14 protein-coding genes are annotated in these 15794 nt (G+C 68.5%); 6 read left to right on the top strand and 8 right to left on the bottom strand.

Features of this window, described 5'->3' with window-relative positions:
• Nucleotides 1–5: 5 nt before the first annotated feature.
• The 3 genes from hutG to FHS74_RS06995 are packed head-to-tail and all read right to left on the bottom strand — an operon-like array spanning nt 6 to nt 3922.
• On the bottom strand, nt 6–815 hold the full coding sequence (hutG, locus tag FHS74_RS07005) for an N-formylglutamate deformylase (RefSeq protein ID WP_184798852.1): 810 nt from the start codon (nt 813–815) through the stop codon (nt 6–8).
• Complete coding sequence (hutU, locus tag FHS74_RS07000) at nt 812–2512, bottom strand: urocanate hydratase (protein ID WP_184798851.1); 1701 nt, start codon at nt 2510–2512, stop codon at nt 812–814. The genes hutG and hutU overlap by 4 nt, the downstream gene beginning before the upstream one ends.
• A gap of 27 nt (nt 2513–2539) precedes the next feature.
• Nucleotides 2540–3922 (bottom strand): formimidoylglutamate deiminase, encoded by a 1383-nt coding sequence (locus FHS74_RS06995; RefSeq protein ID WP_184798849.1) that lies wholly within the window; start codon nt 3920–3922, stop codon nt 2540–2542.
• Nucleotides 3923–4101: 179 nt separating this feature from the next.
• On the opposite strand from FHS74_RS06995, the gene hutI reads away from it, so the two are divergent.
• Nucleotides 4102–5370: an imidazolonepropionase gene (hutI, locus tag FHS74_RS06990; RefSeq protein ID WP_184798847.1), complete on the top strand. Its 1269-nt coding sequence runs from the start codon at nt 4102–4104 to the stop codon at nt 5368–5370.
• A gap of 19 nt (nt 5371–5389) precedes the next feature.
• Here hutI and FHS74_RS06985 read toward each other — a convergent pair whose 3' ends face one another.
• The 4 genes from FHS74_RS06985 to FHS74_RS06970 form a co-directional block, all read right to left on the bottom strand.
• A complete protein-coding gene (locus FHS74_RS06985; RefSeq protein WP_184798845.1) occupies nt 5390–5737 on the bottom strand; it encodes a hypothetical protein in 348 nt (115 codons plus the stop codon).
• Between the two features lie 32 nt (nt 5738–5769).
• Nucleotides 5770–7125 (bottom strand): pentapeptide repeat-containing protein, encoded by a 1356-nt coding sequence (locus FHS74_RS06980; RefSeq protein ID WP_184798843.1) that lies wholly within the window; start codon nt 7123–7125, stop codon nt 5770–5772.
• A 204-nt stretch (nt 7126–7329) separates the two neighbouring features.
• Entirely contained in the window at nt 7330–8211 is an 882-nt protein-coding gene (gene rpoH / locus FHS74_RS06975) for an RNA polymerase sigma factor RpoH (RefSeq protein ID WP_184798841.1), read from the bottom strand.
• A gap of 143 nt (nt 8212–8354) precedes the next feature.
• Nucleotides 8355–9365: an RluA family pseudouridine synthase gene (locus FHS74_RS06970; RefSeq protein ID WP_184799116.1), complete on the bottom strand. Its 1011-nt coding sequence runs from the start codon at nt 9363–9365 to the stop codon at nt 8355–8357.
• 128 nt (nt 9366–9493) lie between these two features.
• Here FHS74_RS06970 and FHS74_RS06965 point away from each other — a divergent pair, with 128 nt between their 5' ends.
• Together FHS74_RS06965 and FHS74_RS06960 are read left to right on the top strand one after the other, a co-directional pair.
• On the top strand, nt 9494–9913 hold the full coding sequence (locus FHS74_RS06965; RefSeq protein WP_184798839.1) for a hypothetical protein: 420 nt from the start codon (nt 9494–9496) through the stop codon (nt 9911–9913).
• 249 nt (nt 9914–10162) lie between these two features.
• A complete protein-coding gene (locus FHS74_RS06960) occupies nt 10163–11185 on the top strand; it encodes a threonine aldolase family protein (RefSeq protein WP_425491263.1) in 1023 nt (340 codons plus the stop codon).
• A gap of 2 nt (nt 11186–11187) precedes the next feature.
• Here the strand turns inward: FHS74_RS06960 and FHS74_RS06955 are convergent, their stop codons facing one another.
• Nucleotides 11188–11799 (bottom strand): LysE/ArgO family amino acid transporter, encoded by a 612-nt coding sequence (locus FHS74_RS06955; protein ID WP_184798835.1) that lies wholly within the window; start codon nt 11797–11799, stop codon nt 11188–11190.
• Between the two features lie 100 nt (nt 11800–11899).
• Between FHS74_RS06955 and FHS74_RS06950 the strand changes: the two genes are divergently transcribed.
• The 3 genes from FHS74_RS06950 (at nt 11900) to FHS74_RS06940 (ending at nt 15715) form a co-directional block, all read left to right on the top strand.
• Entirely contained in the window at nt 11900–12805 is a 906-nt protein-coding gene (locus FHS74_RS06950) for a LysR family transcriptional regulator ArgP (RefSeq protein WP_184798833.1), read from the top strand.
• A 124-nt stretch (nt 12806–12929) separates the two neighbouring features.
• On the top strand, nt 12930–13433 hold the full coding sequence (locus FHS74_RS06945) for a (2Fe-2S)-binding protein (RefSeq protein ID WP_184798831.1): 504 nt from the start codon (nt 12930–12932) through the stop codon (nt 13431–13433).
• The gene (locus FHS74_RS06940) at nt 13430–15715 is read left to right on the top strand and encodes a xanthine dehydrogenase family protein molybdopterin-binding subunit (RefSeq protein ID WP_184798829.1); all 2286 of its coding nucleotides are present in this window, start codon (nt 13430–13432) and stop codon (nt 15713–15715) included. Before FHS74_RS06945 ends, FHS74_RS06940 begins: the two co-directional genes overlap by 4 nt.
• The last annotated feature ends 79 nt before the right edge of the window (nt 15716–15794 follow it).

Genomic DNA, 15794 nt, shown 5'->3' with positions numbered 1-15794 from the left:
TGTCTTCAAGCGGCGGCGTAATGCCGGCCTGCGGTGGACAGGAAGGTTTCGATCATGGCGCGCAGCACCGGACGAAGGCGGCCGCAGCGGACCGGGTCCAGCGCCGGCACCAGGCCGGGCGCCAGGTGGGTGTCCTGCGACAGCTCCAGTTGCAGGGCGTGGACATGCTCCGCCGGCCGGCCGTAGTGGCGGGTGATGTGCCCGCCCTTGAACCGGCCGTTCAGCACGGCGCTATAGCCGGAGGCCGCCGCCACCTGGAAGACGGCCTCGGTGACGCCCGCGTCGCAGGAAGCGCCGGCGTTGCTGCCCAGGTTCAGGTCCGGCAGGCGGCCGTCGAACAGGCGGGGCACTTCCGCCGCGATCGAATGGGCGTCCCACAGCAGGGCATAGCCGTGCCTGGCCTTCAGCCTCTCCAGTTCCGCCGCCAGCCGGGCATGATAGGGCACCCAGTAAGCCGCCACCCGGTCCGCCTTCTCCGCGTCGGTCGGCTCCTGGCCGGCCAGATACAGGGGCGCCCCGTCGAACAACCTATCCGGAATCAGGCCGGTGCCGGCCTGGCCGGGATAGAGGTTGGCGTCGTCCGCCGGGCGGTTCAGATCCACGACATAGCGGCTGTGGCCCGCCACCAGGGTGGAGGCGCCCACACTGTCGGCGAAGTCGTACAGGGCGTCGACGTGCCAGTCGGTGTCGACCAGGCCATGGGCCTCCGGCGCCAGGCGGGAGGCGATGTCCTCCGGCACGCCGATGCCCACATGGGGGAAGGAGATCAGCAGCGGCGCCGTCCCCTGGCGGAAAGTGAAGACCGGCGCCGTCATTTGGCAACCATGGGCAGGTCGAGGCCGTGGCGCTGGGCGCAGTCGATGGCGATGTCGTAGCCCGCGTCGGCATGGCGCATGACGCCGGTGGCCGGGTCGTTCCACAGCACACGCTCGATGCGCTTGGCCGCCTCCGCCGTGCCGTCGCACAGCAGCACCATGCCGGAATGCTGGGAATAGCCCATGCCCACGCCGCCGCCATGATGCAGCGACACCCAGGTGGCGCCCGACGCGCAGTTCAGCAGGGCGTTCAGCAGCGGCCAGTCGGACACGGCGTCGCTGCCATCCTTCATAGCCTCCGTCTCCCGATTGGGGCTGGCGACGCTGCCGCTGTCCAGATGGTCGCGGCCGATGACCACGGGGGCCTTCAGCTCACCCTTGGCCACCATCTCATTGAAGGCAAGGCCGACGCGGTGCCGGTCACCCAGGCCCAGCCAGCAGATGCGCGCCGGCAGGCCCTGGAAGGCGATGCGCTCCCGCGCCATGTCCAGCCAGTTGTGCAGGTGGGCGTCATGGGGCATCAGCTCCTTGACCTTGGCGTCCGTCTTCCAGATGTCTTCCGGATCGCCCGACAGGGCCGCCCAACGGAAGGGGCCCTTGCCCTCACAGAACAGCGGGCGGATGTAGGCCGGCACGAATCCCGGGAAGGCGAAGGCGTCGTCCAGTCCCTCATCCTTCGCCACCTGACGGATATTGTTGCCATAGTCCACGGTGGGCACGCCCATGCGGTGGAAATCCAACATCGCCCGCACATGCGTCACCATGGACTGGCGGGCGGCGGCGGCCACGGCCTTGCCGTCCCTGGCCCGGCCATCTTCCCACTGCGCCAGGGTCCAGCCCTGGGGCAGATAGCCGTTGGCGGGGTCATGGGCGGAGGTCTGGTCCGTCACCGCGTCGGGGCGATAGCGGGCGTCGTGCTGGGAGCGGCGCACCAATTCCGGGAACACATCGGCGGCATTGCCCAGCAGGCCCACGGAGATGGGCGCGCCGGCGGCATTGGCCTCATGGATCCAGGCGATGGCCTCATCCAGGCTGTCGGTACGGCGGTCGAGGTAGCGGGTTTCCAGCCGCTTCTCGATGCGGCTGGGCTGACATTCCACGGCCAGCATGCTGGCGCCCGCCATGGTGGCTGCCAAGGGCTGGGCCCCGCCCATGCCGCCCAGGCCGGCCGTCAGGATCCACTTGCCCTTCAGGCTGCCACCGAAATGGCGGCGGCCCATCTCGACAAAAGTCTCATAGGTGCCTTGGACGATGCCCTGGCTGCCGATGTAGATCCAGGAGCCCGCCGTCATCTGGCCGTACATCATCAGTCCCAGCCGGTCCAATTCATTGAAATGGTCCCAGGTGGCCCAGCGCGGCACCAGGTTGGAATTGGCGATCAGCACGCGCGGCGCGTCGGCATGGGTGCGGAACACGCCCACCGGCTTGCCCGACTGCACCAACAGGGTCTCGTCACCCTCCAGCCGCTTCAGTGTCTCGACGATGCGGTCGAAACTTTCCCAGTCGCGCGCCGCCCGGCCGATGCCGCCATAGACAGTCAATTCCTCCGGCCGCTCCGCCACCTCGGGGTCCAGGTTGTTCATCAGCATGCGCAAGGGGGCCTCGGTGGCCCAGGTCTTGGCGTTCAGCTGGGCGCCGCGGGGGCTGCGGATGACACGGGAATTGTCCAGGCGGGTGGAATGGGGACGGGTGGACATGGGATCGTTCCTCTCGGGCGGAAAATCTCAAAGATCGGCTTGCAGGTCGGCGACGGCCGCCCGGTAGCGGTGGGCGATGGCCTCGGCCTGGGGATGCGAGCCATCGCGCACCACCCAGCGGCCGCCGACCATGACGTGGCGGATGGGATTGCCGCCCTGCCGGGCGAAGACCAAGGCGTCCAGCAGGTGGTCGCCTTCGCGCCGCCACAGGCTGGGATGATCATTGTCCAGCACCAACAGGTCGGCCTTGGCGCCCACGGCAACCGCGCCACAAGGACGCCCCAGGGCTTGGGCCCCGCCAGCCAGTGCCGCCTGCCACAGCCGGGCGCCGACGTGGGGGTTGCCGGCCTCGAACGAGCGGTGACCTGTCAGAAGCCGCTGGCCATAGTCCAGCCAGCGCAGTTCCTCGCGCGGGTCGATGCTGACATGGCTGTCGGTGCCGATGCCGAAGGCGCCGCCGGCATTCAGGAAGGTCTCCAGACGGAAGAAGCCGTCCCCCAGATTGCCCTCGGTGCTGGGGCACAGGCCGGCGACGGCGCCGCTGCGCGCCAGTCCCCGGGCCTCGTCCTCGGTCATGTGGGTGGCATGGATGAAGCACCAGCGGCGGTCGATGGCGGCATGCTCCAGCAGCCATTCCACCGGGCGGCTGCCGGTGGCGGCCAGGCTGTCCGCCACTTCCAGCGGCTGTTCGGCGGCGTGGATGTGGATGGGGCCGGCGGCGTCGCGCGCGGTCCAGCCGGCCACGGCCTCGGCCAAGGCCCCCGGCCCCACGGCGCGCAGGGAATGCAGCGCCAGGCCCAGCCGCTGATCGGCCGTCAACTGGGGTGTCAGTTGATCGATGAGGGTCAGCATGCTGTCCGGCGTGCCGGCGAAGCGCCGCTGCCCGCCCGTCAGGGGCCGGTCATCGAAGCCCCCGCGCATGTAGAGAACGGGGATATGGGTCAGGGCGATGCCCACCTCATCCGCCGCCTGCAGGATGGACCAGGACAGGGTGGCGGGATCGGCGTACAGCGTGCCGTCCGCGTCGTTGTGCAGATAGTGGAATTCCGCCACGGCGGTGTAGCCGGCGGCCAGCATCTCCACATACAGCTGGGCGGAAATCGCCCGCACCTGATCCGGCGTCAGACGGCCCAGGAAGGCGTACATGATCTCCCGCCAGGTCCAGAAGCTGTCGCCCTTGGCGTTGCAGCGCTCCGCCAGCCCGGCCATGGCCCGCTGGAAACTGTGGGAATGGACGTTGGGCATGCCGGGAACCACCGTGCCGGCCACGCGTTGATCCCCAGGCGCTGCGGCGCTGTCGGCCGCGACCCCCTGGATCAGGCCGTCGGCGCCCACCGAGATGCGGACGTCGCGGGCCCAGCCGCCGGGCAGCAGGGCCTTTTCGGCGAACAGCGTATGAGGGGCGCCCATTGACATGCCTCTTTCCCGATTTAGCGGCGGGCACGCGTCCGAGCCAGCCTGCCAAGCCGGCGCGGTCCCTCTTTTCAGTGGCCCCGGCGGCGATATGAGCCCATCCTAGCGGCGGATTGACGGGTCGTAAAGACCTGTCGCACCATCTGACCTGTCAGTAATCCTTCCGGAGCACGGCCATGCCCCCCGCCCCGCCCGCTGATTTCCTCCCCGCGCGGCACCCCTGGGACACCCTCTGGGTGAACGCCCACCTGGCCACCATGACGGCCGGGGCGGCAAGCCCTTACGGCGCCATCGAAAACGGCGCCGTGGCGGCCAAGGACGGCAGAATCGCTTGGGTTGGCCCGCTTGCCGACCTGCCGGGAAGGGCGGAGGACCTGGCCGCTAGCGTACAGGACGCGGGCGGCGCCTGGATCACACCCGGCCTGATCGACTGCCACACCCACTTGGTGTTTGGTGGGGAGCGGGTGACGGAATTCGAATTGCGCCTGACTGGCGCCAGTTATTCTGAAATTTCACGTGCCGGCGGCGGCATCGCCCATACGGTGCGGGCGACACGGGCGGCCAGTGACGACACACTGTACACCCTGGCCGCCCGCCGCCTGACGGCGTTGATGGCGGGGGGCGTCACGACGGTGGAGATCAAGTCCGGCTACGGCCTGGATCTGGAACATGAATTGCGCCTGCTGCGCGTCGCCCGCCGCCTGGGCGCCAACTTCCCCATCACCGTGCACACGACCTTGCTGGGCGCGCATGCCCTGCCGCCGGGCGTCAACGACGCCCCCGGCCGCGCCCGCTACCTGGACCTGGTGTGCGACGCCATGATCCCCCTGGCCGCCGCCGAGGATTTGGCCGATGCCGTGGATGTCTTCTGCGAGGGCATCGCCTTCACCCCGGAAGAGACGGCGCGGGTGTTCGACGCCGCCCAAGCCCAAGGCCTGGCCGTCAAGCTGCACGCGGACCAACTGAGCGATACCGGTGGCGCTGCCCTGGCCGCCCGCTATCAGGCCTTGTCCGCCGACCATTTGGAATACACCTCCGACGATGGACTGGACGCCATGGCGGCGGCCGGCACGGTGGCCGTGCTGTTGCCCGGCGCCTTCCACATGCTGCGGGAGACCAAGCTGCCGCCCATTGCCGGCATGCGCGCGCGCGGCATCCCCATGGCCATCGCCACCGACTGCAACCCCGGCACGTCCCCCGCCCTGTCCCTGCCGCTGATGATGTCCTTGGCCTGCACCCACTTCCGCCTGACGCCGGAGGAGGCACTGGCCGGCTGCACCCGCCACGCGGCGCAGGCCCTGGGACTGGGTGCCAGCAAGGGCCAGTTGGCCGTGGGATTCGACGCCGACCTCGCCCTATGGGACATCACCCGCCCGGCGGAACTGGCCTACTGGCTGGGCGGCAACGCCTGCGTCGGCCGGGTGGCCGGGGGCCGACTGGACTGACCCCCCCGGTTCAGGCGGCTTATGAATCGACGGCCGACACCGCCAGCACCCGCGCCAGGAAATCCGACGCATCCTCCCCATCCGCCAGGAAGTCGGCACCGATGACCTGCCGGGCATGGTCCACCCGCCGTACGATCACGGGGAACAAGGCGACGCCGTTGGTGATGTCGCTATGGATGCTGACGGTCAGCGCCTGGCCTGGCAGGATACCGTCCACCGGGCCCTGCGATTGCAGGCCGAGGCCCCTGGGTGACCAGTCGACCAGACGCGCCGGCAGACGCCCCAGACGTAGGGGATAGGCGCCACCGGACAGGCGTGCGGCGCGGCGGCGATCGGCGGCGGATGATGGGGCGGTGTCGTCAGTCATGGCGCTGCTCTACCGGAATCAGACGACCCAGCTTACACCGCAAGGCCTTCGGCGGAAAAGTTCTTGGCGCCACGGAAGTCGGTGTTGCGGATATCGGCGTAGCGCAGATCGGCCATGGTCAGCGTCGCATCCGTCAGGCTGGCGCCGGCGAGGCTGGCGTTGCGCATGTTGGCCTGGGTCAGGTCGCCATCCTCCATCCGGGCGGCGGTCAGGTCGGCGCCGGCCAGGTTCACCCGCACCATGCGGGCTTTGCTGAAATTGGTGGGCCATACGTGGCCATTCTGCAGGTCCATGGTGCAGGCCACGGCGTTGGACAGGTTGGCCTCATTCAAGGTCGCCCGTTCCAGGCAGGCGCCCCGCAGGTCGACGCCGATCATGTCGCTGTTGCGCAAATCGGCCATCGACAGATCCGCCATCGCCAGCACCGTGCCGTTCAGGTTGGCGCCCTTCAGGTTGGTTTGCCGCAAAATGGCGGCGGACAGGTTCAGGTTCGAGAGGTCCTGGCCGCTGAGGTCCGTGGCCGACAGGTCCGCCCGCCTTCCCTTCGCGCCGTTGCTGAGGATCCACAGCCGATGCTGGCGCAGGGTCTCGCCGATGACGCCGGCGATATCGTCCAGCCGCCGGACCAGGTCGGCCCCCGTCAGGTTGGCCATGGACAGATCCACGTCGTCCAGCAAGGCGCCCAGCAGGCTGGCGTTGGACAGGTTGGTGCCGCGCAGCAGGGCGCGGGTCATCACCGCCCCGTCCAGCTTGGCGCCGCTGAGGTTGGCTTCCGACAGGTCAGCCCCCTCCAGGTTGCAGCCGGTAAGGTCTGAGCTGCTGAGATCGGCCCGGATGAAGACGGCGCCACGCAGGTCGGTGTCACGCAAGTCTGTCTGCATGACGAAGGCGTTGGACAGCTTGGCATGGCTGAGGTCAGCCTTGGTCATCGACGCCTCGTTCAATTCGACCGAGGGGTTGCCCTGCACATTGGGGGTCAGTTCGCCGTTCTTGCTGCGCATGAGATGGCCATCGCGCAAATCGGCCTCCACCATCACCACGCGCTGCATGCGGGCACCGCGAAACGCGGCGCCGCGCAAATCGCCCCGGGTCAGGTTGGCCCGTTCCAGGTTGGCGCGGCGCAAATCCGCCCCGAACAGGCAGGCGGACCGCAAATCGGCATCGGACAGGTCAGCCTCACTGAGCTTGGCGCCCGTCAGGTCAGCGCCCGCCAGCACCCGGCGGCGCAGCACGGCGTTCGACAGGTCGCAGAACTTCAGGTTGGCCCGGGCGCCGCCCATCTGTCCCTGCAGATAGCGCTGGTGCAGGGTCAAGGCTTGCTCAATCTCCGCCGCCGACAAACGCCGGTATCCGATATCGAGGCTGTCAACGTCGGCCCTGCGGCTCATCTGGATCTCAGGCTTTTCGGTTCGGGTCTGCTTGGTGTCCGTAGTATCGATTGTTCGTTAATAAAAGGTCATTGATCCAAGGTATGTGGCGGCGCGGCGCTGAAAAATAACCCCAGCAGACACCATGAACGGCAAACGGCGGAACCCGAAGGTCCCGCCGTTCCATCCAACTGCCACTTGCCCTGCGGCGATTGATCGCCGGAATTAGGCCAAATGGGTCTCCAGCGCCGCGTTGCGCACGGCTTTCTGAAGCTTTTCGAACGCCCGCACCTCGATCTGGCGCACCCGCTCGCGGCTGATGCCGAATTCCTGCGACAAATCCTCCAACGTGGTGGGGTTGTCACGCAGGCGACGCTCCGCCAGGATGCGGCGCTCACGGTCGTTCAGACCTTTCATGGCACCGGCCAGCAGGGCCTTGCGCTTGCCCAACTCCTCCCGGTCGGCCAACCGGATCTCCTGGCTTTCGGTCTCATCGACCAGCCAGTCCTGCCACTCCCCCTCGCCATCCACGCGCAAGGGCGCGTTCAGGCTGTGGTCGGGGCTGCCCAGGCGACGGTTCATGGACACCACGTCCTGTTCCGGCACGTCCAGCTTGGTGGCGATGGCGGTCACCGTCTCGGGCGACATGTCACCGTCCTCGATCGCCTGCATCTGGCCCTTCAGCTTGCGCAGGTTGAAGAACAGCTTCTTCTGCGCGGCCGTGGTGCCCATCTTCACCAGGCTCCAGCTGTGGAGGATGTATTCCTGGATGGCGGCGCGGATCCACCACATGGCGTACGTCGCCAGGCGGAAGCCGCGATCGGGATCGAAGCGCTTCACCGCCTGCATCATGCCGACGTTGCCCTCGGAAATCAGCTCCGACAGGGGCAGGCCGTAGCCGCGGTAACCCATGGCGATCTTCGCCACCAGGCGCAGATGGCTGGTCACCAGCTGATGGGCGGCTTCACCGTCCTCATGTTCCTGCCAGCGCTTGGCCAGCATGAATTCCTTTTCCGGCTCCAGCATGGGGAAGCGGCGGATTTCCTGGAGATAGCGCGACAGGCTCGATTCCGAGCTGATGGCGGGGATGGCGGGCACGGTGGCCATGGTCAGCAACCTTTCACGGTTAAGGACCCCCGGTGTATCGGGCAGTCCCCCCGTACCGGATGCTCTATCGGAGCCCCCCGGACGGGGTTGTGGTGACATTGATCAGTATACGCCTCTGACGCGCGCCTGACCACATTTTAAAATCATTCTAAACTAAAGATCAGTCCTGCAAGATCAGCGGGTAACGCGCTGGAGAAGCCCAGCATCTCACCACTGACCGGGTGGCGGAAGGCGATGTCCTTCGCATGCAACGCTTGACGCCGGAAACCGAGAAGTCCGGCCTGCGCGGCGGGTGTCGCTTCCTTCAGCCGGGCGCCCAGCGCACCGGTGGGACGGGCCTTGCCGTACAGCGGATCGCCCACCAGGGGGTGGCCGATCTCCGCCATGTGCACCCGGATCTGGTGGGTGCGGCCGGTGGCCAGCTTGCATTCAACGTGGGCCGCCAGCAGGCCGTAACGGGACAGCACGCGCCAGCGGGTCAGCGCCGGCTTGCCCCCCTTGCCTACCACGGCCATGCGCTTGCGATCCGTCGGGTGACGCCCGACGTTGCCTTCAACCTCGCCCTGCCCTACCGCCGGCGAGCCCCAGACGACGGCCTGATAGGTGCGCGACAGGGTACGGTCGGCGAACTGGGCGGACAGTCCTGAATGGGCCCGGTCGCTCTTGGCCACCACCATCAGCCCGCTGGTATCCTTATCCAGACGGTGGACGATGCCCGGCCGGCGCACGCCACCGATGCCGGACAGGCGGTCGCCGCAATGATGCAGCAGCGCGTTCACCAGCGTGCCGTCCGGATTGCCCGCCGCCGGGTGCACCACCATGCCGGCGGCCTTGTCGATCACCAGCAGGTCGTCATCCTCGTACACGATGGTCAACGGGATGTCCTGGGCCACCGGCACCGCCGGCTCCGGCGCCGGCACGGAAATCTGGAACACCTGGCCGGGTTTGACCCGGTATGAGGTGTCGTCTATGGTCTGGCCGCCCGGCTGACCCAAGGCCACGCGACCTTCCCCGATCAGCGCCTGCAGGCGCGAGCGGGTCAGGCCCGCGGCCTCAGGCACCAGTTGGGCCAGGGCCTTGTCCAGCCGGTCGCGGGCCGCGGTGTCGGGGATGGTGACGGCGAACAGGGCGGAACCCGCCTCCTCGCCGTCCATGTCCTCATCATCCGCTGCGTCCACCACCGGCGCGCGCAGGTCCAGGCGGTCAGCCCCGCCCTCACCCGCCGTGGCGCTCAAGCGCGCGAAGGCGGGGTCGGCAGGCTGGCCCGAGGCGGCACAGATGGTTGAAGCAAGTGCGGACAATAAAGACATTCCTCGTCATCATGGGCGTACTGATCGTCGCCGGTTTCACTTTCATCGGGGTGGAGATATGGCGGCGCGCCACCGACCCCCATCATCCCCGTGCCTTCGGCCGCGCCGCGGAAGCGACCATCACCTCAACCGCGCCAGCCCAAGCCTTGGCCCCGTTGCTCTCGCTGCCCGAGGGCAGCCACATCGAGGCAATGACCAGCGTCGGCAGCCGGCTGGCCGTCCAGGTCGCCCTTCCCGGCGGCGCCCAGCAAATCCTCCTGCTGGAACCCGGCACCGGAAAGGTCCAAATCGCGGTCGTTACTGGAACCACTCCATCAGGCACCCCATCTTCCACAGGTGGGGCGCCTGAACCCAACCAGACGATGCGCCCGCAGGTTCCCCGGACGCCGTGATTACGGTCACACCGCCGGCCGGCCGGCCAGCGTAAATGCCCCACATGACAGAGATTTAATGGCCGCTGTCACAAAAGACCTCGTGGAAACGGCTGTCGAATACGCGGTGGGCAAGGACGCTCCAATATTTCAACATCCCGCGGCAGCACTGCGGTTTCCTTGGCTTTTTTTGGCGCCCGCATCGCCCGCGCCAGCCCCGATCACCCCCCCACATCCAGCAACTAGGGCAGACGGTCCTCGATGAACTTCATGAGCGACAACGTGGTGGGTGCCGCCCCCGAGGTCCTGGCCGCCCTGGCGGCGGCCAGTGAGGGGGCGCAACCGTCCTATGGCGCCGACCCCCTGACCGAGCGGGTAAGCCTGGACCTGGCGGAGTTGTTCGAGTGTGACGTGACGGTGTTCCCCGTCGCGACCGGAACCGCCGCCAACGCCCTGGCCCTGTCGGTGCTGACGCCGCCCTATGGCGCCGTCTATTGCCATGAGGAGGCCCACGTGCAGGTCGATGAGTGCGGCGCGCCGGAGTTGATGTCCGGCGGCGCCAAGCTCCTGCCCCTGGCCGGACTCCATGGCAAGCTGGACCCGGTCACCCTGGCCGGCGCCCTGGACAGGGGCGGCGCCGGCTTCGTCCACCATGTGCAGCCCGCCGCGCTGACCCTGACCCAGGCGACCGAATCCGGCACCGTCTATACGCCCGATGAAGTGGCGGCCCTGACCGATGTCGCGCGGGCGCACAAGCTGCGCGTCCACATGGACGGCGCCCGGTTCGCCAACGCCGTCGCCCACCTGGCCTGCGCCCCGGCCGACATCACCTGGCGGGCGGGTGTGGACGTGCTGTCTTTCGGTGCCACCAAGAACGGCGCCCTGGCGGCGGAGGCGGTGATCTTCTTCGACAAGGCGCTGGCGGAAAGCTTCGCCTATCGCCGCAAGCGGGCCGGCCACCTGTTCTCCAAGATGCGCTTCCTGTCGGCGCAGTTGGACGCCTACCTGACCGACGGCCTGTGGCTGCGTCTGGCCACCCACGCCAACGCCATGGCCGCCCGCCTGGCCGCCGGCCTGGATGCGCTGCCCGGGGTGGGCCTGCGCAGCCCCGTCCAGGCCAACGAGGTCTTCGCCATCATGCCGGAGCCCATGATCGCGGGCCTGGAGGTCGCGGGCTTCCGGTTCTATCGCTGGGACGGCGCCTGCATCCGCCTGGTGACTTCATGGAACACCGACGCCACCCACGTCGACGCCTTCATCGCCACCGCGCGGGGCCTCGCCGGGATCGTGTGAGCTCAGACGCCTGAGGCGAGCTTGAAGGCGATCGCCCACATGATGAGCGCGATGGCGCCCTCCAGCACCCGCCAGGCGGCGGGCCTGGCGAACAGCGGCCGCAGGCGGGTGGCGCCGTAGCCCAGGGAGAAGAAGAACAGGAACGACCCGGTGATGGCGCCGGCGGCGAAGGATGGCTTGTCGCCGCCGAACTGGGTCGAGACCGCCCCCAGCAGGACGACGGTGTCCAGGTAGACGTGCGGGTTCAGCCAGGTGATGGCCAGGCAGGCCAGCAGCGTCGCCCCCAGGGCCCCCTTCTCCGCCCCGTTGCCCACGGTCAGCGCCCCGGTGGATCGCCAGGCCGACCACAGACTTTTCGCCCCATACCAGGCCAGGAAAGCGGCACCAGCGTACCGCATGACCGGATCCAGCCAGGGCAACAGCGTCGCCATGGTGCCGAAGCCGGCCACCCCCGCCCCGATCAGGACCGCATCGGAAAGCGCGCAGGCCAGGCAGACGGCGAACACGTGCCGTCCGCGCAGGCCCTGGCGCAGCAGGAAGGCGTTCTGCGCGCCGATGGCGACGATGAGGCTGAGGCCCATGCTCAAGCCCGCGATGAAAACCGGAAAACTCATGGCCGCAGGATCACCCCAGACGTTGACGGGCCTTGTGGTATCCGCGCCACCGTATTTAGGATAGTTAAACAATCTAATCATAAGTTAGAAATTCTAATCCATGATGGACTATCCCGCCGCGCGCGCCGTCGCCCTGGTGGTTCAGACCGGCAGTTTCGAGAAAGCCGCCACCGCCTTGAACGTCACCCCCTCGGCTGTCTCCCAACGGGTCAAACAGCTGGAGGAACGGCTGGGCGCGGTGCTGATAGAGCGGGGCACGCCCTGCACCGCGACGGAAAAGGGCGAGTGGCTCTGCCGCCACATGGAAAATGTGGGCATGTTGGAACGGGAACTGACGGAGCACTTGCCGGGATTGGTCGACACGGCGGGGCCGCAGCATCGGGTGACACTCAACATCGCCACCAACGCCGACAGCCTGGGAACCTGGTTCTTGGGCGCGATCGCCCCCTTCACGCGGGAATCCGGCTATCTGCTGAGCATCGTCATCGATGACCAGGACCACACGGCCGACTGGCTGCAGCGCGGCCGGGTCGTGGCGGCGGTCACCTCGCTGGAGAAGCCGGTGCCGGGGTGCAGGGTCACCGCCCTGGGCGCCCTGCGCTATCAGGCCACGGCCAGTCCGGATTTCGTCCAGCGCCACTTCGCGGCCGGGGTGACGCCAGAGGCGATCGCCCAGGCGCCAGCGCTCACCTTCAATCAGAAGGATGGCCTGCAGCGGGAATGGATACGGCGGGCGCTGGGCCGAAGCGTCGTCCATCCCACCCACTGGCTGCCCTCGACACAGGGCTTTGTCGACGCGTGCCTAGCCGGCATGGGATGGGGCCTGAACCCGGTTCATCTGGTGCGCGCGCATCTGGAGGCGCGGCGTCTGGTCGACCTGGTTCCCGGCGCGTACCTGGACGTCCCCCTGTTCTGGCAGGTGAGCCGGTTGGCCGCCGACCGGATTCCCGGCCTGACCCGGGGGGTGGTGAGAACCGCCCGGCGCGCATTGTTGCAGCAGGGCTAACGAAACTCCGCCAAGGGCGCGCCGCTTAACGGTTCACCCGCCATGGCACCGGTGGCAGAATGGCCCCGGCGTCCCGATGCCCGCCCGGGCATCCGGGACGCATGCGAACAGACGGGCGGTTGAGATGATCACGTTCAGCGTGAACGGGCGGGAGCAGCGTTTCGAGGGCGATCCCGATATGCCCCTGTTGTGGTACCTGCGCGATATCCAGGGCCTGACAGGCACCAAATTCGGCTGTGGCGAGGCGCTGTGCGGCGCCTGCACCGTGCACGCCGACGGCGCGCCCATCCGGTCCTGCCAGACGACCCTGGGTGACCTGGCCGGCATGGCCGTCACCACCATCGAGGGCCTGTCGCCCGACGGCATGCACCCGGTGCAGGTGGCTTGGCGGGAACTGAACGTGGCCCAATGCGGCTATTGCCAGGCGGGCCAGATCATGTCCGCTGCCGCCCTGCTGAAGGACACCCCCCATCCCACGGATGAGGACATCGACAGCGCCATGGGCGGCAACATCTGCCGCTGCGCCACCTACCCCCGCATCCGCGCCGCGATCAAGAAGGCCGCCGGCGCCGTTCAGCGCAAAACCGCCGGCACGGCGCCGGTCAAGGCCGGGAGCGCCACCAAATGAGCGACGGCATCGCCAACCTCAGCCGCCGCGCCGTCCTGATGGGCCTGGGCGCCGGCACCTTCATCCTGGCGGGCGGTCTGGCGCCGCGAGCCCGGGCTGAGGAGCCATCCAAGAAGTACGGCGGCGACGCCATGCCCGGCGGCGTGAAGGACGACCCGCGCCTGTTCGTGGCGGTGGCCGCCGACGGCGCCGTGACCATCCTCTGCCACCGGGCGGAGATGGGCCAGGGCGTGCGCACCAGCTGGGCCATGGTCATCGCCGACGAGATGGACGCCGATTGGGCGAAGGTGACGGTGGACCAGGCGCTGGGCGACGAGGGACGCTACGGCAACCAGAACACCGACGGCTCGCGCAGCATGCGCCACCACTTCCAGGCCCTGCGCCGCATCGGCGCCGCCGCCCGCCAGATGCTGGTCCAGGCCGCGGCCACCCAATGGGGCGTGCCGGTGGCCGAGGTGACGGCGGAGCATCACACCCTGATGCACGGCCCCAGCGGCCGGCGCCTGGGCTATGGCGAGGTCGCGGCCGCGGCGGCCGCGCTACCCGTGCCGGCGCGGGAGACCCTGGTGTTCAAGGACCCGGCCAGGTTCCGCTATATCGGCCGGGGCGATGTCGGCCTGGTCGACGGCTTCGACATCACCACCGGCCGCGCCACCTATGGCATCGATGTACGGCGGGACGGCATGGTCTATGCCGTGGTCGCCCGCCCGCCGGTCTATGGCGGCAGGGTGGTGCATTACGATGTTGACGAGGCTTTAAAGGTGCCGGGCGTGCTGAAGGTGGTGGTGCTGAACGCCGCGCCGCCGCCCTCGGGCTTCCTGCCCAAGGGCGGTTTGGCCGTGGTGGCGGAAAACACCTGGGCCGCCCTGCAAGGGCGCGAGAAGCTCAAGATCACCTGGGAGGACGGGCCCAACGCCAGCTATGACAGCGCCGCCTATCGGGCGGAACTGGAGGCGGCGGCGCGGGCGCCGGGCCAGGTGGTGCGCGACACCGGCGACGTGAACGGCGCGCTGAAGACGGCGGCCAAGCGCGTCACGGCGGAATACTACATCCCCCATCTGGCCCAGGCGCCGATGGAGCCGCCAGCGGCCGTCGCCCAGGTGACGGGCAACAAATGCGAGATTTGGGGCAGCACCCAGGCGCCCCAGGCCACGCGGGAGACGGTGGCCAAGGTCCTGAGCATGCCAACGGAGAATGTGACCGTCCACCAGACCCTGGTGGGCGGCGGCTTCGGCCGCAAGTCCAAGCCGGATTACATCGCCGAGGCGGCGCTGCTGTCCCGCGCCATGGACGGCCGGCCGGTCAAGCTGACCTTCACACGGCAAGACGATCTGCATCACGGCTTCCTGCACACCGTGTCGGTGGAGCGGCTGGAGGGCGGGCTGGACGCCAAGGGCAAACCGGTCGCCTGGCTGCACCGCACCGTGGCGCCGGCCATCAGCGCCACCTTCAGCGCCGGGGTGACGCACGAGGGCGCGTCCGAATTGGGCATGGGCGCCGTCAACACCCCCTGGGTGGTGCCCAACCTGCGGGTGGAGAATCCGGAGGCCGTCAGCCATACCCGCATCGGCTGGTTCCGCTCCGTCTCCAACATCCCGCACGCCTTCGCGGTGCAAAGCTTCGTGGCCGAGTTGGCCGCCGCCGCCGGCCGTGACCCCAAGGACTTCCTGCTGGACCTGATCGGCCCGCCGCGCCAGATCAACCCGGCCGACATGTCGGACAGCTGGAACTACAATGAGGATCCTGTGGCCTACGCCTATGACACCGGCCGCCTGCGTGGCGTGGTGGAACGGGCGGCCAAGGAGGCGGGCTGGGGCAAGCCCCTGCCCAAGGGCCAGGGCCGGGGCATCGCCGCCCACCGCAGCTTCGCCAGCTACGCCGCCGCCGTGGTCCAGGTGACTGTCGGCGCTCAGGGCAAGCTGACCATCCCCCGCGTCGACATCGCCTTCGACTGCGGCCCCGTCATCAACCCCGACCGGGTGCGGGCGCAGCTGGAGGGGGCGGTGACCCAGGGCATCAGCCTGGCCACGCTGGGCGAGATCAGCTTCAAGGCCGGCCAGGTGCAGCAGAACAACTTCGACAGCTATGAGGTCACGCGCATCGACGCCGCACCCCGGGATATCCGCATCCACCTGATGCCGGCGGCCACGTACGACGCGCCCCTGGGCGGCGTGGGCGAACCCGGCGTGCCGCCCATCGCCCCCGCCCTGCTGAACGCCGTGTTCGCCGCCACGGGCAAGCGCATCCGCAGCCTGCCCATCCGGGACCAGCTGCGGACGTGAGGGATGACGGGGGGCCAGTTCAGGATGACAGCGCGAATACTGTCGGCCTGGACTTTACAATCGATTGCAAAATCCCCTT

Origin of the sequence: Nitrospirillum iridis, assembly GCF_014205765.1 — a bacterium.
GTDB classification, from domain to species: Bacteria; Pseudomonadota; Alphaproteobacteria; order Azospirillales; family Azospirillaceae; genus Nitrospirillum; species Nitrospirillum iridis.
The sequence above is the reverse complement of the archived record's forward strand: the minus strand, read 5'-3'. Positions and strand labels throughout refer to the sequence as shown.